This is a genomic window from Mycoplasma yeatsii GM274B (genome assembly GCF_000875755.1).
Taxonomy (GTDB): Bacteria; Bacillota_I; Bacilli_A; order Mycoplasmatales; family Mycoplasmataceae; genus Mycoplasma; species Mycoplasma yeatsii.
Window position 1 is genome coordinate 40,558 of the sequence record NZ_CP007520.1, and the last position, 18,440, is coordinate 58,997.

Below are 18,440 nucleotides of genomic sequence, written 5' to 3' on the forward strand. Positions count from 1 at the left end.
TAAAAATAACAGTTTAAACTTATAAAGTTAACTGTTATTTTTTTAAATCTTATAAAAGAGTTGATATGATGCTTTTTCATCTAATTCACCATTAAATTTGTATTGTTTATTTTCTTATAAATAACCTCGATCATTTTTGTTTGATAATTTTGTTTTCTATACCTTTCCCACTTTAAGCATAAAAATAATTCTTTCCCACTTAAGCATAAAATTCATATAGAATTAATAAAGTATTATTTTTGATTTTCAATAAATCTTAGGAGGTTAATGTGTTTAAAAAAAGATTTTCAATAATAAGTTATTTATCAATGTTTAAAGATCTTAACTATCTAACAACAACAGCTTTAATAACTGCGTTATTAATAGCTTTAGCTTCAACAACTTCAATGATTAATTTAGGAGTAGCTAAATTTCAAGTTGCAGATGGTGTATTTTTAAGTTTAGCCTGTTTTATTCCTGGTCCTATGATGGCTGTTAGTGGAACTTTATATGCTATGATATTTGACATAATTTCAGGTGGAGTGATGTTTGTTCCTGCATCACTAGTTATTCATTTAATTATGTTTATTTTAGTAAAATTATTAATTAAAAAACTTCCATTTTTCTTAGTTATTCCAATTGCTGAATTACCTGTATTTTTATACATTTTATACGGATTTAATATTACATGATTTAATCAAGGTTTATCAATAGCAAAAACAGAAGCAATAAAATCTCTAATTACTGATGTTATTCAATATGGGATATCTGTCGGTTCAGGAATTGTATTATGTATAGCTTTTTCAAGTAAAAGTATGTCTAAGATATTTGAAACTATTACTCCAAACCAAGATTTTGATAGCAAAAAAATATAAACGGTCACGAATAAAACACAAAAAGCAAACTGATAAAAAATATATTTAATTTATACTTTATAATTTTAAAGAAAGGTTAAGGGAGGTTTGTATGAAAAATATTATAGAAGATATTAAAAATAATCCTAAAAAATATCTAATTAGAGTAGTATGTTTAATTTTAGGATTCTATCTTTTTTCACTTTCAATTGCTTTATATGCTGTAACTAGTGTTGGAGCAAGTCAAGTTGATTTTACCAACTTTGCTATTTTAGGTATTTTTAACAAATGACAAAATAAAGATTCTGGTATTGTAGAATTATCACAATATAAAATAGCATTGACTGCTTTATATTTATTTTTAATGATTTTATCAGGTGTATTTTTATCAGTGTCTATTCTTAAAAAATATAAAGTTGAGAAAAATAAAAAATTATGAATAGAATTAGTTGTATTAATAGTTTTAGATTTAATAGTTATTTTCACTATGCCATATCTTATTGATGGTCAGATTGCTATGTTTGAAAAAATAGGGTACAACAAATGAATGCTTAGCGAAGAAATACAATATCAATTTAGAACAATATTCTTTTTAATTGCTTATATGTTATATATTTTAGGATTAACATTTTGAGTTCACTCAGGATGACTAATTAGTCCTTATAATTCAATTAATAATAGTTTTATGAAAATGACAAAATTACCATTTAATACTTCAAGAGTTTTAATGGACATTTTAATTTTCTTACCAGGAGTTATTATACTTTTAGTTAATCCTGTAAGTTGATCAGTAAAAGGACAATTCTTATTAAACTACTTAAATATAGGAACAGTTATCTTTGTTTTTGCTACTGGTCCATTACTAGGAAAAACATTGAATATATTAAATAAAATAACAAAAATTTATTAATTTATTTTAAAACGGTTTATCCGTTTTTTTATTTAGTTGAAGTGTTAAATTTATAATATAATTAAAATATTAATTGACTATTAAGGAGTACTTTATGTTAGATATAAATTATATTGAACAAAATTATGAACAAGTTGTTGAAAGATTAAATATGCGTAATCAACAAGACTATTCATCAGATTTAAAATTCGTAATTGAAAAAAATAAAAAAAGAAAAGAATTATTATTAAAAGTAGAAAAAATTAAAGCAGAAAAAAACCAATTATCTAAACAAGTTGGAGTTTTAGTTCGTGAAAAAAAACAAGACGAAGCTGAACAAATTAAACAACAAGTATCTAAAATGAACTCTGAAATTCAAGTGTTAGATGATGAATTAAAAATAACTAATGAAGAAATGATTACAAAACTACAATACATTCCAAACTTACCACACAAAGACATAACTTTTGGAAGTGATGATAACGATAATGTAGAAATTAGAAAATCAAAACATACAAAATTAGTTCAACACAATACTCCACACTGAGAAATTGCGACAAAATTAGGATTAATTGATTTTGAAAGAGGTACAAAATTAAGTGGTTCAAGATTTTTAATTTATACTGGATTAGGATCAAAACTAGTTAGAGCAATTGCAGATATTTTATTATCAAGACATGAAAAATTTGGTTATAAAGAAATTTTCTGTCCTTTAATTGTTAATACTGAAATAATGAAAGGAACAGGACAATTACCAAAATTCGCTGATGATATGTATAAAGCTGGAGATCAATGATTAATCCCAACAAGTGAAGTTCCTTTAACAAATTTACATGCTGGTGAAATTCTTTCAAGTGATGTTTTACCTTTAAAATACACTGGATTTACTCAATGTTTTAGACAAGAAGCAGGAAGTGCCGGACGTGATACTAAAGGTATGATTAGATTACATCAATTTAATAAAGTTGAATTAGTTAAAATAGTTCATCCAGATCAATCTATGAACGAATTAGAATTATTAGTAAAAGATGCTGAAGATGTTTTAAACTTGTTTGAATTACCTTATAGAGTTGTTGAATTATGTAGTGGTGATATTGGATTTAGTGCAACTAAAACTTATGATTTAGAAGTGTGATTCCCTGAACAAAATAAATATCGTGAAATATCATCTTGTTCAAACTGTTGAGATTTCCAAGCTAGAAGAATGCAAACAAGATTTAGAGATGTTGATGGTGAAGTTAAATTAGTTCACACATTAAACGGAAGTGGAGTTGCAATAGATAGATTAATCGCTGCACTTTTAGAAAACTGATGAGATGGAGAAAAATTAATATTACCTCCAGTATTAAGACCTTACTTTAATAACCAAGAATACATTAAATAATTAAGTAGCTTGCTACTTTTTTTGTTTTTAAGAAAAATGTACTTTTATAATATATTATTAATATTGTATTAACTAAACTTCAGGAGAAATTTATGAGAAAAAAAGAGTATCAAAAAGAACCTACATTTTGAAATATTTTTCTTTTTATAATGTTGATCACTTTTGTTGGTTTTGGTGGAGGTAATGCTATGATGCCTGTTATCAAACGTTATGCTGTTGATAAATATAAGTGATTAGATGAAGATGAATTTCATCACAATGTAGTTTTAACAAATATGTTACCAGGTCCTGCTGCAATTCAAACTACAGCTTATATAGCTTTTAGAACTTTAAGTAAGTTTAAGGCTTATTTAGTAGTTAGTTTAGCTTCAATGCCACACATTATTTTAGCAGTAGGTCTTATTTTTGCATTCAATAAAATACCAGGTCAATACTTAATTGCTGTTCAAACTGGAGTTTTAGTAGCAATAACAGGAGCATTAATTGGTTTTGGATGAAACTATTTTAAAAAAGGTATTAAAGTTATGAAACTAAGTCTATGAATGATTTTATTTTTAGTTAGTTTATCATTTTCTTTATTTGTCCCAACCCCGTATAACGTTCCAGTATTAGTTATGGTTTTAGTTATAGCTATTTATTCAACAATCTTTATAGTTAAAGCTAAACGAACAAGAAAATTAACACCTAGAAAGGATGTAAAATAATGACTGCTTTTATCGCTTTTTTTGTATCCTTATTATTACTTATTTTTGTTTCATTATCAGTGTTTGGTGGTGGACAAGTTTTCATGCCTATATTTGTTTGAATGTGAAAATCATTAGAAAGTTGATTTGGAATTAATATTCCAGAAGATTTTATTAACACGGTTTTTGCAGTTTCTAATTCAACTCCAGGTATTTTAAGTCCTAAGTTTGCTGCTATTACTGGATATATGGTTGCTCAAGGTCAATGATGAGGATTTATTGCAATGATCTTTACATATTTAGCATTCGTTTTACCAGCTATTTTTATGATGATGATTGCTTTAAAATATTCTAAAAAATTTCATCAATCAAGTTTTTTTAAATCATTAATTAATATTATGAATCCTGTTGTTAGTGGAATTATTATTGCTTTAGCTATTGAAATATTTTTAGGTTGCATGTTTCCTTGTTTAATTTTTAATAAATCAGCAAGTGAATATTTAGGAATTATAGATGCTTCAAAAGCCACATCTAATATGAAATTCTTTAGTGGATGAAGATTAATTGCTTTATATTGTTATGTTCCAATAGGAGTTATTGTAAGCTTTTATTTATATCTTAAAAAAATACCAATATTTGGATTGATATTTGCAAACATAATAATAAGCTTAATATTATTTGAACCTTGACTAGCTTAAATTTTAAAGATGACATATTGTTAATATAGAAATGAGATAGTAATATGCATAGATTTTTTTGTAATAATAAATTTGAAAATCATTTTATTTTAGATGACGATTTAATGCATCATATTAAAGTTGCTAGATTAGAAAATGATGAATTTTTAACTAATTATGATGGTGTATTTTTTAAATGCAAATTACAAAATAAAACTAATATAGCTACAATAATTGAAAAATTAGATATCAATCATGAATATCGAAAAGATCTAGTTTTAGCTGCTCCAATTATTAAAATAGATCGATTTGAGTGAATGATTGAAAAAGCAACTGAATTAGGTGTAAAAACAATTCATCCAATGATTAGTCAATTTTGTAATCATAAACTAGTTGATTTTAGTTTTTCAGATAAAAAAATGATTCGTTATGAAACTAAAATTAAAAACGCTAGTGAACAAAGTTTTAGAAACATAATCCCTGTGATTACAAAACCTTTAAATTATCAAGAAATTATAAAAAAATATTTAGAATTAAATTACACAATTTATATTGCTCATGAACAATTAGATAGTGATTTAGAAATAGATCAATTAAATACTAATTCAGTTTTAATTGCTGGTCCTGAAGGTGGATTAAGTGATAAAGAAATTGAATTTGCAAAAAGTTTAAATGATGATCGAATTAAATTTATTTCATTAGGAAAAACTATTTTAAGAGCAGAAACTGCATCAATTAAAATGTTAAGTAAAGTAAAAGAATAGATAAAAACTCAGGAATTAAATACCTGAGTTTTTTAATTATATTATTGTTTCTTTTTACCTTGTAAAAGATCTAAGATACCTTGAGCAGTTGTTGTCATATTTTTTAAGTTTTCAGCTTCATCATTTATTGTTTTAATAAGTTGAGCTATCTCATCATTTTTATTAGTTAAAGCATCTTTAATTCTTTGAATTTTTTGAGATTCATCTAAAGTATCTCATGAATTTTTATCTAATCCATCGATTTTTAATAAATTGTAGAAATCTTGCTCTTTTAAAGCATTTAGTTTATCTATTAATGTATCATATTCATTTTTCTTATTGTTGAAAAAATTAATTAATACATCAAAACCTTGTTTAATTTTTGATAAAAAGTCTTGAGTAATCTCAAATATTACCGATGCTTCTTTTTCTGGTAGATCTTTATCTTTAAGGTCTCCTTCTTTAGCATCTTTGTATTTTTTTACTTCTTCAAGTTCAGGAATTTCTTGTTTTTGTTCTGTAAGAGTAGTTGTTACTTCACTTGATGCTTTAATTTCATTATTTTCATAATATGCTAAATAATAAGTTATGCTAGGTTTTTGTTCACCTTGTTTTGTTATTTCATATTTTGCAAATGTTTTTAAAGTTTTAAAAACTTTTTTAAGTTCTTCAACATTTGATTTAGCTTGTTGTATAGTTGTTGTTAATTCAGATTGAATTTGGTTAATAATACCTTGTAATTTAGATCTTTCAGACTCTATCTTTTCTTTTGCTTTTTCATAGTCAGTTTTAAGTTTTTCTACTTCTTGTCTAAGAGCTCTTATTTGAGATTTTTCATTATGTTGATTAACTGCAAAATAAGTACTAGCAATACCTACACCAGCTGTAACAATACTTGAAATGATTGGGATTATTATTTTTTTGCTTTTCATAATTTCACAACCTATCTATTTGTTTTACCTTCTAACATACGATCTATGTTATCGATAGTAGTTATCATTGTTTCTAACTTACCATTAACTTCATTTATCTTATCAATTAAACCTCGTATAATTTGATCTTTACTTGTTAAAACGTTTTTAATTATTTCTATTTTAACACTAAGATCTTTTGTCTCTCAATCAGTTAAATCTTGACCATTGTCTTTTAATAGATCTGTTAATTCTTGACTATTTAAACCTTCTAATCTTGATGTAAGTTCTTCTAATTTCTTAACTTGTTCTACAGCTTGGGTAAAAGTTTTTTGCATTGATTCTCTGATTTTTTCGCTAACTTCTTTAATAATTTTAGTAATTATTTGTTTTTCTTTTTGTAAAATATTTTTATCTTTTTCTTCTTTAGCCATTTCAGTTTTATATTGTTCTACAGCTTCGATATTTGGAATTTGACTTCCTGTTTTATTTTCATTAACTTTAAATTGATTATTTTCATATATTACAAAATAGAATGTAGATTCAACACCTTTAAAGTCTTTTAACTTAAATTCATTTAAACTTTTTAAGTTTGTATTAAAAATAGTTTTTAATTTACTGATATTTGTATTAGTATCAGCAACTAAATTATCAACTTTACCACTTATGGTATCAATCTTGTCATTTAAACTTCCAGTTAATTCTGCTAATTTTTCTTTAGCTTGTTTTATTTCTTCTTTAAAAGTTTTTATTTGATTTCTTAAAGTTATCAGTTGTTTATCATCTTTATTAGCTGTTAGTTTCACTGTTGTAATAACACCAGTTGAAACTGCAACTAAACCTAGTCCTAATGCTAAGTAAGATTTTTTTATTTTCATACTTACTCCTATCTATTTATAAATGTGTATCAATTTAATTAAAACATTAATTTATAATTTTTCAAACTTTATAAGTCAATTTATGACAATACAATTTAAACAATGAAATTTAAATAACAATATTGTAAAATATAAAAGAAAATAGGAAATAGAATATGAAATTATTTAGAAAAATAGCTATGTTTATAACTTTAACAACTAGTGTTTGTGCTAGTTCTTTTCTTATTTCATATAAACTATTTGTTAAAAATCCTAACAGTTCATTTAATATTGATTTTAATAGAAATAATACTTATAACACATTAAAAAAAGAGCTTGATCAATATGAAAAACAAATAAATAAACTTAATACTGAATCAAGTAATTTAAATGAAATAATTAATCAAATTAATACTATAGTTTCTAATGTTAATTCTAAAAGAAAAGATACTTTTGATTTTTTAAGTCAAACATTTAATAACATGATAACTAATCTTTCTAAAATAACTCTTAATAATAAAAATATTATTGTAATGGCTTATGATAAGGAAAATAAAAACTTAGTTCTAGTTAATGATGAGAAAATAGAAAATAAAAACATTATTGAACTTGCTAAATTAGATGATATTTTAACTAATGAAAATATAAATGATCTAAATAGTAAAATAGATCGAAGCATTGAACTAATTAAAAAGTTTAAAATTGATTTTCAACAAATATTTACTCAAGATTATGCAGTTAAATTTTTTGAAACTAAAATTAGAATAGATAATGAAAAAGAGATTTTAAAACGATTAAATTTAATTAACATTCCTTTTTCTGATGATAGACTTTGATCTCAAATTCCTTTAGATGAAAAAATAGATAAAATTATTAAGTTCTTAACTACTGAAAAACCTAATCAACTTCTTTTATTAGATAAATATTATGATATGTTAGAAGAAAAAATATTTTATAATGATCTTTTAAATGGATATAGTTCAAGAGCTCCAATACTAACTGTTGAGATTTTAAAACAATGAGAAGTTATTAAACACACTATTAGTCCGGATTTAACACTTTTTAATTTATTAAGAGGCATAGAATCTCACATTCGAGATATAGAAAACATTATACCAAATGGGAGATCTGCTCAAATTGAATTTTTTAGAAATAAAGACAGGATCTCTTTTCAAAATAATAAAATTATTGATATTAATGAAGATTTAAAAATAGAAATTAAAGATAAATTTAACAAATTAATAGAATTACCAAGAATTAATACACAAGATATTTTAAGTAATGAAGAATCTAAGAAACTAGAAAATGAAGTTACACAAATATATGATGAACTTACAAAAGAAAATGAAATTGAACAATATGATTCATATGGAGATATTGTTAATAAAATTAGATTAAGACTAAATCACCACCAAAATTTAGTAAATGTTCATAAATTTATAGATATTAAACAATATCCTGTAATTGATGGAACTCTTTTTGGTGAATTTCGTATTTGAGCAGGGCATAATGAATGCACATTAAAAATACCTACCTTTAAATTCAAAGATTTTACAGATGAACAAAAAACTTCTTATATAGGCAAGGATGGTGTAATTCGTCAAACTGAAGTTGCTGACTTAAATCAGCTTGCTGATGAAAATATCGAAACTGTACTTAATATAGGTTATAGAATTTCTACTTCTGATAAAAATAAACAAATCAGTGCCACTAAAATGCCAAGAACAATTAAAAAAGTTCCATCTCAAATTTCAAGAAAGATAACTTCTTTAGAAGGATTGTTTGAAAATTGCGATCAATTTAATCAAAACATTGACTCATGAGATGTAAGGCATATAAGAGTAACTAAAAATTTATTCCATAATGCCAGAAGCTTTAATCAAGATCTTGGTAGTTGAATAGTCAAAAATGTTACTAATAGTGATGATATGTTTAGAAATGCAAAATCTTTTGATCAAGACTTATCAAGCTGAAAATATAGAGTAAGAAATATGAAAACATTTTTTGAAAATATGTTTGAAGGTGCTGACAAGGTTGATTTTAGTAAATGAGGTTGAGAAAGACGAGAAGATTTAGATTTTGAAAATAACCAATAATTAAATTAGATAAAGGAGGACTTATGAAATTAAAAACTTTAAAATTAACAACGCTATTTTTAACACTAGTTGGATTTTCAGCAAGTGCTCCTTTTATTATGAGTAATATTAGTCATACTCATATAGATGATAATGATGTAACCTTAATTAGAAACTACATTAAGACAAAAGAAGAAGAATACAAACAGTTATTAAGTTTTACTAATCAATTAAAAGACAAATTAAATAATTTAAATACAAAAGTAGAAAATACTATTAAAAGATCTGATGAACAATATAACAAGTTGTTAGATACTTTCAATGATCAATTAGTTAATTTTACTGAGTTTAAATATAATAGCACAAGTTATGTTTTAGCTGCAATTGATAGAACAACTAATGAATTTGTAGAATTAGAAAATTATACTATCGATCCCAACAAACATAATAAAATAGAAAAAATAGAAAAAGTTGCTACTGCAAATATAAGTGAAACTAGCGAGCAAGTGAAAATAATTTCTCAAAAATTAACAGTCTATCTAAAATATTATCTAATGTTGTAGAAAAAACAATTTCTATAATTAATGAAGTTTTTAAAGAATTTGAACAGTTGAATAATTTTATTAATAGAACAATTAATCAACAAAAAATAATAGATTTAGTTGGTTCATCACATGAAGAAATGTGAAGTTCTTTATCATTACAAGAAAAAATTGACCTAATTAAAAATAAGGTAGATAATATTTCTCACGCTAGTTTAGATATAACTAAAAGAATTCAAGATGCAAGTGAATATAAAGAAAGATTAGAAGATAAACGGAACCGTAAAAAATAAGTGTGTCAGATACAAAAAAACCGACTGGATAAATTCCATCGGTTTTTTAGTTTAAAGTTGACTTAAGCGGTAGACACCCTTTAAGGCAAAAATTTTGTAACATAGCTTAAAACACAAAAACTTTAAAATCGGTAATTTTGAAAAATTAGAAAGGAAATAAAAAAAAGATAAGAACCCTAAAGTTGGAAAGGAAAGATTCTTATCTTCTAAATAAGTTCACAAGTTAATTATACCAAAAAATTCTTAACTTGTGAATAGAAATAGAAAGGAAAAATTATGTCACATTTTAAGAATTGAATCTTAATGAAAGAAGAAAACGATCAAAAATCGATTGAAGCATTTTTAACTAATCAACGTTTTGAACAAGAATATGAGAACAAGAAGTACGACAAACTTTTTGCTAATGCAATTTCAAAAATACAAAAAGCTAAACTTGTAATCGGTGAAAGTTATGTAGCTAAGTTAGCTGGAGAAAAAGTTGCAACTGAAATTGTTTTGATTTTAAAAGCGATGTACAAAACTGAAGTGACTAAAAAAACACTAGTTGAATTTGGATTTAAAAATTCTAGTGTGAAGCTAGCTATCAAAAAATTAATTGAACTGGAAATGATTGATAAAACTGTTTACAAGACAAATAGAGTTCTAAAACTAACTAGAAAGGTGTTTAGAAACAAAAATGAAAAGTTTTGAATCATTAAAGGTGAATTAGTAATTAAGTTCTTCTTGTTGAATGGACTTACTAAAACTTTGGGTGCAATTGACACTTTGTACTGTTTAAAACAAACTAAAGACAAATTAGTTGAAAACTCAAATAAGAAATTTGCTTTAGTTCAAAATAACTACTTTAAAAAACTGAATATGAGTAGAACTAAAGTCTGAAGAATCTTTCAAGCTTTATCTAAGTTTCTAGGTATTGTTCATTCTAAACTGGTTGTGATTAAAAGAACTAGTGAAAAGAAATTCAAAACTTTTTGAAATAAAAATGGACAGTTTATTAAAAAGTTTATTGGTTATGAATTTAGAACTGAACGTTTAATTTCAAGTGAAATAAAAATGCTATTTTTAAAAAACTAGTTAAGGTTGTTTTTAAGTAGTTTTGAAAGTTCGGAAAAAAAGATATTAAACCGTCTGAGCAGTATAAGTTAGGTGCAACTCCTAACCAGACGACCAATATTCTAACTTTCCTGACTTTTAGAAATTAAATTTTAACTAGAAAATGCAATTTCATAATCGGCAGGTATTAGAAAAAATATCTTTTTTGTTATGTTTTAGTATTAAAAAATGAGCGAAAAATCGCTTGTTAAGTTTTTTGAAAGTTGTCTAAGGTTAAAATTCGAAACATAAAAAATAAGATATTAAACTAGAAAATAAGATATTAAAAACTAAGGAAATATAAAGATGATAGTCAAGGTTGAATTTTCTCATCCAAAAATAGAAAAGAAAGAAAATAAGAAAAGTGGAAAAGTTCATAATCATAGTTTCTATAAAAGTGGAACTTATATTGACTACATAACAAGAGAACAAGCTGTTTATATTCAAAAAGATAATGAAAATAAACAAAGTCTTAAACTGGAATATCAAGATAAAAATGTTGAATGAGAAAAGTTCTTAGATTCTAAAACTAAAGCTAAGTTTTTAAATGATGATGAATCTAAAACAGGACTTTATCGTTTGTTTAGTGAACAAGCTAATGATTTGCCAATTGAAAAGGAAAAGAAAATAGTTAAACAAATATCTGATAAACAAAATATTTGAGAAATGACTATTAATCCTGGACAACTTGGAATTGATACATTTGCTATTGACAAACACGAATGAAACGATACGTTGAATAAAAATATGAAAAGTTTTTTCAAAGCTAACAAAATCGATCCAAATAAAATCACTGGACACTGAGCAATTCACTCTAACACTAAATATCCACATATTCATTTAAGTTTCTGAGAAAAATATCCTGATATAAATGGTAATTACAGGAAAAAAGGTTCATTTAATAAAGAAAGTGTTGAGAAACTAAAAACTATGCTTGAAACTAGCTTAGCTTATCAAGAAGAGCATCAAGATTTTTATGTAATCAAAAATTCTATTTGAGATTCTAGAAAAGAATTAAAAGAATTGATGAAGCAACAAGTGAGAACAAGTATTTTATATAACTCTGTAAGAACAATTAAGAAGTTTTACAAAAACAGTAAAAACAAAACGTATGCTTTATCTAAAAGAGATGAAAAAGTAAACGAAGCTATATGAGATATTTTTAACTATATAAAAAGTAATAACTCCAAATTAAACAAAGAATATGCAAAATACGAACTAGAAATTGAAGAAATAAAAAAAGCTAATTACTCTTCATCTTATCTTCAACAACAAGCTATAGAGTTTGCTAATAAAGAGTTAGCTGAATTTGAAAGTCAAATTGGAAATATGATTATTAAAGACTGTTTAGAAATAGAAACCGTTGATGATATTGTTCCTGTATATGGTGGAAAAAATGACTTAGAAAAACTTTTTGAAAAATGAGAATGAGAATTTGAAAACATTCAATTCTGAAAAAAAATCGAAGCGTTGAAGAAATTCAACAAAAACTTTAAACAAGCTGAGAATAAACCTAAATATGTAAGGAGATAAAGTATGAAAATTCCAAAAAGTATTAAAGTACAAGGTGCATTAAAAAGTTTTATCATCAAAAACAATATTTGATATTTTGATGATTTAGTTGAATTAGCAATGAAAGAAGAAAACGATTTTATATTTGAAATGAGTTCTAGATATCCTACTTATTGTTTATTTTTAATAAATGATAGGAAAAGAAAAATATTTAACTCAAAAAAACTAAAAAAGGAGAATAAAAGTGCTAATCAAAGCGAATAATGAAATCGTTTATATTGTATGAGCTTTATATGATGATGCTGAAAGTAGTTATCAAAAAGCTATTAAAAAATATTTTGATAAACAGTTTATTGTTTATTCAATAGGAATTAACGAACCTAAAAAAATCAAGTTTAAAGAATCAAATAACTATAAATACAAGCAAATTGATTTGTCTTTAACTAATGATAAGTTAATTGAACAATTAAACGAATTACCACGTCCTGATATCATTTTAGCTTCTCCGCCTTGTGAGAGTTGAAGTATAGCTGATTGTGGTGGAAAAATGTTTTCTAAAATTAGTCCAACTGATGATAAACAAGAAATTTGTACTTGAGAAGTAAGAAATCGTAAATATTATGAATCTTACAATTCAACTTGTTCTGCAAATAAAAAAAGAAGTTTTTTAAAAAAGGAAATCGCAAGGATACTTGGAGTTGCAACAATTGGAGCAACTATTAATATTATTGAAACTTTCAAACCTAAATTTTGAGTTATTGAAAATCCAACAACTTCTAAAACTTGAGAATTTCAAAAAGAACATTGAAACTTCAATGCCCATTTAACCAAGACTTATTATTCTGCTTATGATAGTAATTTTTCACTAAAACCTACAACATTTAAAAGCAATATTAAACTCCTTTTAAAAGCTAAAAAAGTTCCAGGAAATAAAGAACATATGAAAAAGAATAATTATTCTTTAAGAAGCTCTATTCCTGATGAATTAATAAAAGATATCATCGAACAAATTGTGGTTAAACTTGAAGCTATTAAAAAGTCTATGAATTTTAAATCAATAAGGAAATAATGTTATGAAAAAGAATTACAAATATGTTTACATTATTTGAACACTAAACTAAAAACCTCAATTTCAATACTAAAGAAAGGAAAAAAATGAAATCACTAAAAAAAGCAAAATTCATTTATTGAACATCTATATTTGTAAAATATTTATTTTTACCTTTAAATTTTCTAGTCGCTTCAATATCGTCCATTATTCTTTTATACTTTGTATTTTCGTATGGACTGTTTTCTGATGAAAATGCGACGATCGTTTTAGTTTCCTTTTTCTCTATAAGTTCTTTTATCATCTGAGCTTTTATTACTCTAATTTTAGAAGAACATTTCCAACAAGCTAAAAATGAATTAGGAATTACTAAAATCGATTGCTTATTAGCACGTATTAAACAAAAAAAGAAAATAGTAAAACAAAAATCAGTTAATCTAATCAAATTAAAAATAAATAGACCGCCATTAAAGCAAATTATCGGTTTTTTATCGTTTATATGAAGTATGTTTAGGCTACTTTTTCTCCTTGCTATGATCTTTACTCTATGTTCATTTCCTTTCCTCCCTTTAATATTTTCCCTTTTAAATATATCTCCACTTTATCTTTTAGCTATACTTTTTAGTATTCTAGTGTTTCCTCCTTTATTCATTGGAGCTCTTATTCGTTAAATGTTAGAAAACAAGGTTTTTATAGAAAGCAATAAATTAATGGAAGTTAAAAAAACTATGAATTTTAAATCAATAAGGAAATAATGTTATGAAAGTAATTAATGAAGAAAAAGAATTTGTAATGGAAGACTATGATTACTCTAAAGATTTCGCTGAGTTTTGAAAGAAAGTTAAATACAAAAGCAATCCTTTTATAAAACATCTAAAAACCGAAATTTCTAAGAGATTAAAAGACATAGAAGAACTTCAAGAAGATGGAGATTATTGAGAAGATAGACACTTTTTTGATAGTTGTACAGATGAGTATTGATTACTTAAAAAATAACTTTAGATTTTGTTGCATATTTTAAAACTCTAAAACAGTCTATAGAAAGTAAAAATAATGGAAAAAAATAAAAATGAACTAAGAGATAAATTATCGACTAAATTAATGATTAATATCTTTTGCTTTGTATTATGGCCTTTAACTTCGTTTTTACTTCTAACAATTATTATGATAGTTGTTAAAGAAAAAAGCTTTTCTGCAATTGTAGGATGACTTACTTCTAAAAGAAATGTTATTACTGACTTTTTTAATTTCTGAACAACTAACAGTTCTCATAGAAATTGAACCATTGTAATCATAGTAGGTGGAATATTTGTATTTCTTACGTATTTTAATCATCAAAAATGATGAGAAAAAATAAAAAAGAAAGTTTTCAAAAATAAAGATCTTACTAAAAACAATTGAGAATACAACCAATTCACTAAAGACGGTGATTTTAGAGCATTTAAAGACAAGTTTAAAGCTGGAGAACCTAACTTTAGTTTAGGTATGTTGAATATTAAAGGTAAAAAACACTATTTGGTAAACAACACTGATTCTCACGCAATTGTTTTAGGAATTTCTGGAAGCAAGAAAACTGAAAAAATTGTTATACCTAACATTTGATATAATGCAACATTACCTAATGAGAAAAAGCCAAATATGGTAATTACCGATCCTAAAAAACAAATACTATCTAGAACTGGAAAAATGTTTTTAGAAAACGGTTATAACATTAAAGTTTTCGATTTTGATGATTCACTAAAATCTTTATATTGAAATCCTTTAGAGCAAATATGAAAAACTCTACATTCAAAACCTAAAGAACAATTAGATGAATTTGATTATGGTAAAGCTTATGACAAAATCATCGAACTAGTTGAAATGCTTCCTTGAACTAATGAAGAAAATTCAATGTGAGAGCAAAATGCTAAAAATATTCTTATTTTGCTTTTAAAATTCTTTTTACTATATAGCTTAGAAGAAGAAACATTTACTTTACAACATTACACTATAGCTAATTTAATTCCTACATTAAGTACTGATTTTATTAAAAATGGTAAATGAATTGAAATAGCACAAGAAAATCAAAAAAATAACCAATATTGATTTGATTTGTGTGCTGAACAGAAACCTTTTATAGATATCGTTCCTGAAACGTTATCTGGTATTTTAACTAATGCTACTAAGGCTATAAACTCCTTTTCTCAAAATATTAGTATTAAAAAAATTACCAGCAATATAACATTTCGCGTTAAAGAAGTTGTTAGAGATGAGTCTAAACCGTATGTGATATTTATTTGTTTTCCTGATCACAAAAACATTTATAACTTTTTGATGAATATGTTGATTACTCAAATCTATCAAGAAGCAGTTGATTATGCAAATACTTTACCAAAGCAAAAGTTAAAAAGAATGTTGCAATTTTATTTAGAAGAGTTCAACTCATTATTATTACCGCAAATCCCGGATTGGATGGCGATTTCAAGAAGTAGAAATGTATTCTTTATGTTGATTATTCAAAGTTACGAACAGTTACAAAAATACGTTTCTAAAGGTAGAGATTATAGAGCTATTAAAGCACAAGCTAGACTCAACTTCTTATTAGAAACTAACTCTGAAGAAACTTTAAAATCTTTTTCGCAATCATTAGGAGAAAAAATTGTTAAAAAACAATCTATTTCTGAGAGTGAAAACCGCACTTCAACAACAATTAGTGAACAAAAGGAATTAATAATGAGTGTTAGTGACTTAAAGTATAAAAACCCTGATATGACAATTATTACTTCTGGTGGAAGTAAACCTATTGCAATTAAATTAACGCCTGCTTATGAATATTTACCCAATGATGAATATATTCATCCTATAACTAATAAGCCGAATGTTGTTGTTGAAAAAGTATGAGATTTTAGCGCTATGAAAGAATCTGAATTGGATAACGTTGAATTACAAAAACTTGTTCAACATCAAGTAACTGAACAACGCGAACAACAATTAAAAATAGAACTAGAAAAAGCACGAAAAGCAGGAAGCTTACACTGTAAACAATAAAAAGGAGTTGATTATATGAATAGCAAAAAAATAACAATTAAAGAAATTAGATATTTATATTCTAAAGATTATGGGTTATGAGTCGATGACTTAGATATAAAGCAATATCTTAAAAACTTTAATTCTCATTTTGAGTATTTACATATTGATGAGTGAGAATTGAAACACAAAGTAGTCACAAGAATACTTTCTAAATTACCTGAGCTAGGAGAAACTTGATTAGAACAAAAAATCAAAAAGATTTTGTTTGAAAAAGATGAAAGTTTTGATTCAAGTTCTAAAAGCTTTCGAGCATTAGAAAAAGTTATTGATATTTTAAATGACAAATCTGCTGAAGAATTGGATGAATTTGCTAAAAAAGATAAATCCAAATCAACGTATAAACAATGATTAGCTGAACAAGAATATGATTTAAAAATTCAATGAAAAGAAAATTTGTTACAAGAGTTTATTAATGCTGAAATTGACTATTTATAAAGTTATTAAAAAGGAGAAAAAATTATGAATCAAGTTATTTTAATTGGTCGTCTAGTAAGAGATGAATTTTATGAAAAAGAATTCGATAAACAAAACAACGAAAAAGGTAAATTACTTAAATTTACTTTAGCAACACTTGAAAGTAGAGAAATTAAAACTCAATTTATAGAAGTTACTTGTTATGACAAGTTAGCTGAAATTACAAAAGAACATTTAAAAAAAGGAGATCTGATTTCTTTAATTGGAGTTGCTCAAAATAACGTATTTAAAACTAAAGATGATAAACAAACTTCTAAATTAGAAATTATTGCTAACAGAATTAAATTCTTAGCTAAAGCTGAAACAATTAACGAGCTAAAACACTATAAACAACTAGCTCAAGAACAACAACAAGCTATTCAAGAAATTAATTCAATGTTAGATGAACAATACAAATAGTATGAAAACATTTGCAATTATATTTCTTATTGTTGTTGCTGGAATGCTTGTACATATTTTATATTCTGTTGTTCACGTATTTATATTGTCTTTTAGATCTAGTAAACAAATCAAACGAGCTAAAACAACAGTTGATGAACAACAAGAGAAAACAGGAAACAATGAAAAAAATAATATTAAGAAAATTAAATGAAAAACTACTTTAAATTATTGTTTCTTTATATTTTTTAAATATTTATTCATACCTTTATCTATCTTATATGTTTTAGTATTTTTCATTCTTTTTTCATATATTTGATTCTCGTATGAAGAAATATCAACTAATAAAATATTCTTATTTATTTTAGGTGTATTGTTTGTTGTTATTTTTCTATTCGTGATTCTTAAAGAAATTTACAAAGATATAAAGTCTTGAGAAATAAAAATTAAGAAAACAAAACTTTTGTACAATAAGCGTCAAAAAGCTTTAAATGAAGCAATTAGTAGAAATAGAAACCTACAAAATAAAAAGGAGAACGGATAATGGACGATTTTTTAACAGTTAATGAATATATCGAACAAAACGATATTAAAAACATAGAAATATTATTTTTAGATGAAGAAGAGTTAGATGATTTTTTAAATGATCCTAGTGTTTCAAAACTAGCATTAACAAGAAATGAAAAAACTGGAAAAGTAGACGATTTTTTCGTACAAAAGTCTTACAGATATATATTGATTAGAGTTAAGGAATAAAACTGGAGTAATTAATATGCTCAATATAATTGTAATTATTGTTATCGTACTTCTTTTACTGACAATGTTAGGTTTACTTGTATGAATACTTATAGATTTTATTAAGTACTGAAAATTTAGAAAAATCATTAAACAAGCTGTTATTGAATATAAAATTGAAAGTTTATTTCACAAAATACTAAGCAAAGATATTGAAAATAACAAATCAAATGATAACGAATAAA

General features: G+C 24.8%; 23 protein-coding genes. 20 read left to right on the plus strand and 3 right to left on the minus strand.

The genetic code is table 4. From position 1 onward, the window contains the following. Positions 1–269 precede the first annotated feature (269 nt). From MYE_RS00175 to MYE_RS00200, 6 genes are all read left to right on the plus strand, one after another. Complete coding sequence (locus MYE_RS00175) at positions 270–854, plus strand: ECF transporter S component family protein (RefSeq protein WP_082028292.1); 585 nt, start codon at positions 270–272, stop codon at positions 852–854. Positions 855–945: 91 nt separating this feature from the next. Then, positions 946–1,743, plus strand: coding sequence for an SPE_1075/MLC_0560 family membrane protein (locus MYE_RS00180; protein WP_042733049.1), 798 nt, complete (start codon positions 946–948; stop codon positions 1,741–1,743). Between the two features lie 94 nt (positions 1,744–1,837). Further along, positions 1,838–3,106: a serine--tRNA ligase gene (serS, locus tag MYE_RS00185; protein ID WP_042733050.1), complete on the plus strand. Its 1,269-nt coding sequence runs from the start codon at positions 1,838–1,840 to the stop codon at positions 3,104–3,106. A gap of 92 nt (positions 3,107–3,198) precedes the next feature. Continuing rightward, positions 3,199–3,810, plus strand: coding sequence for a chromate transporter (locus MYE_RS00190; RefSeq protein ID WP_042733051.1), 612 nt, complete (start codon positions 3,199–3,201; stop codon positions 3,808–3,810). Next, a complete protein-coding gene (locus MYE_RS00195; protein WP_042733052.1) occupies positions 3,810–4,487 on the plus strand; it encodes a chromate transporter in 678 nt (225 codons plus the stop codon). The genes MYE_RS00190 and MYE_RS00195 overlap by 1 nt, the downstream gene beginning before the upstream one ends. 44 nt (positions 4,488–4,531) lie before the next feature. After that, positions 4,532–5,230, plus strand: a complete 699-nt coding sequence (locus MYE_RS00200; RefSeq protein WP_042733053.1) for a 16S rRNA (uracil(1498)-N(3))-methyltransferase — start codon at positions 4,532–4,534, stop codon at positions 5,228–5,230. A gap of 41 nt (positions 5,231–5,271) precedes the next feature. On the opposite strand, the gene MYE_RS00205 is transcribed toward MYE_RS00200, so the two are convergent. Together MYE_RS00205 and MYE_RS00210 are read right to left on the minus strand one after the other, a co-directional pair. Beyond that, positions 5,272–6,141 carry a hypothetical protein gene (locus MYE_RS00205; RefSeq protein ID WP_042733054.1) on the minus strand — a complete coding sequence of 290 codons (870 nt, stop codon included), beginning with the start codon at positions 6,139–6,141 and terminating at the stop codon, positions 5,272–5,274. A gap of 11 nt (positions 6,142–6,152) precedes the next feature. Further along, positions 6,153–6,998 carry a hypothetical protein gene (locus tag MYE_RS00210; RefSeq protein ID WP_042733055.1) on the minus strand — a complete coding sequence of 282 codons (846 nt, stop codon included), beginning with the start codon at positions 6,996–6,998 and terminating at the stop codon, positions 6,153–6,155. 155 nt (positions 6,999–7,153) lie between these two features. Between MYE_RS00210 and MYE_RS00215 the strand changes: the two genes are divergently transcribed. From MYE_RS00215 to MYE_RS00245, 7 genes are all read left to right on the plus strand, one after another. Continuing rightward, complete coding sequence (locus MYE_RS00215) at positions 7,154–9,073, plus strand: BspA family leucine-rich repeat surface protein (protein ID WP_042733056.1); 1,920 nt, start codon at positions 7,154–7,156, stop codon at positions 9,071–9,073. Between the two features lie 23 nt (positions 9,074–9,096). Further along, entirely contained in the window at positions 9,097–9,615 is a 519-nt protein-coding gene (locus tag MYE_RS00220) for a hypothetical protein (RefSeq protein ID WP_042733057.1), read from the plus strand. A gap of 47 nt (positions 9,616–9,662) precedes the next feature. Further along, positions 9,663–9,887, plus strand: coding sequence for a hypothetical protein (locus tag MYE_RS00225; RefSeq protein ID WP_042733058.1), 225 nt, complete (start codon positions 9,663–9,665; stop codon positions 9,885–9,887). A gap of 276 nt (positions 9,888–10,163) precedes the next feature. Next, positions 10,164–10,961 (plus strand): MAGa4850 family ICE element protein, encoded by a 798-nt coding sequence (locus MYE_RS00230; RefSeq protein WP_042733059.1) that lies wholly within the window; start codon positions 10,164–10,166, stop codon positions 10,959–10,961. Positions 10,962–11,285: 324 nt separating this feature from the next. Continuing rightward, positions 11,286–12,512, plus strand: coding sequence for a hypothetical protein (locus tag MYE_RS00235; RefSeq protein WP_052491371.1), 1,227 nt, complete (start codon positions 11,286–11,288; stop codon positions 12,510–12,512). Between the two features lie 3 nt (positions 12,513–12,515). Next, positions 12,516–12,755 carry a hypothetical protein gene (locus MYE_RS00240; RefSeq protein ID WP_042733060.1) on the plus strand — a complete coding sequence of 80 codons (240 nt, stop codon included), beginning with the start codon at positions 12,516–12,518 and terminating at the stop codon, positions 12,753–12,755. Next, positions 12,736–13,560 (plus strand): DNA methyltransferase, encoded by an 825-nt coding sequence (locus tag MYE_RS00245; protein ID WP_236681620.1) that lies wholly within the window; start codon positions 12,736–12,738, stop codon positions 13,558–13,560. Before MYE_RS00240 ends, MYE_RS00245 begins: the two co-directional genes overlap by 20 nt. 115 nt (positions 13,561–13,675) lie before the next feature. Here the strand turns inward: MYE_RS00245 and MYE_RS04220 are convergent, their stop codons facing one another. Next, positions 13,676–13,843 (minus strand): hypothetical protein, encoded by a 168-nt coding sequence (locus tag MYE_RS04220; RefSeq protein WP_158438486.1) that lies wholly within the window; start codon positions 13,841–13,843, stop codon positions 13,676–13,678. Between the two features lie 455 nt (positions 13,844–14,298). Here MYE_RS04220 and MYE_RS00255 point away from each other — a divergent pair, with 455 nt between their 5' ends. The 7 genes from MYE_RS00255 to MYE_RS00285 are packed head-to-tail and all read left to right on the plus strand — an operon-like array spanning position 14,299 to position 18,439. After that, positions 14,299–14,535, plus strand: coding sequence for a hypothetical protein (locus tag MYE_RS00255; RefSeq protein WP_042733063.1), 237 nt, complete (start codon positions 14,299–14,301; stop codon positions 14,533–14,535). 57 nt (positions 14,536–14,592) lie between these two features. Further along, complete coding sequence (locus tag MYE_RS00260) at positions 14,593–16,566, plus strand: type IV secretory system conjugative DNA transfer family protein (RefSeq protein WP_042733064.1); 1,974 nt, start codon at positions 14,593–14,595, stop codon at positions 16,564–16,566. A gap of 15 nt (positions 16,567–16,581) precedes the next feature. Then, positions 16,582–17,043: a hypothetical protein gene (locus MYE_RS00265; RefSeq protein WP_042733065.1), complete on the plus strand. Its 462-nt coding sequence runs from the start codon at positions 16,582–16,584 to the stop codon at positions 17,041–17,043. A 24-nt stretch (positions 17,044–17,067) separates the two neighbouring features. Continuing rightward, a complete protein-coding gene (locus MYE_RS00270) occupies positions 17,068–17,481 on the plus strand; it encodes a single-stranded DNA-binding protein (RefSeq protein WP_042733066.1) in 414 nt (137 codons plus the stop codon). Then, positions 17,465–18,004 carry a hypothetical protein gene (locus tag MYE_RS00275; RefSeq protein WP_144402405.1) on the plus strand — a complete coding sequence of 180 codons (540 nt, stop codon included), beginning with the start codon at positions 17,465–17,467 and terminating at the stop codon, positions 18,002–18,004. The genes MYE_RS00270 and MYE_RS00275 overlap by 17 nt, the downstream gene beginning before the upstream one ends. After that, positions 18,004–18,216 carry a hypothetical protein gene (locus MYE_RS00280; RefSeq protein WP_042733068.1) on the plus strand — a complete coding sequence of 71 codons (213 nt, stop codon included), beginning with the start codon at positions 18,004–18,006 and terminating at the stop codon, positions 18,214–18,216. The genes MYE_RS00275 and MYE_RS00280 overlap by 1 nt, the downstream gene beginning before the upstream one ends. A 16-nt stretch (positions 18,217–18,232) precedes the next feature. After that, positions 18,233–18,439 (plus strand): hypothetical protein, encoded by a 207-nt coding sequence (locus MYE_RS00285; protein WP_042733069.1) that lies wholly within the window; start codon positions 18,233–18,235, stop codon positions 18,437–18,439. Position 18,440: the final 1 nt, after the last annotated feature.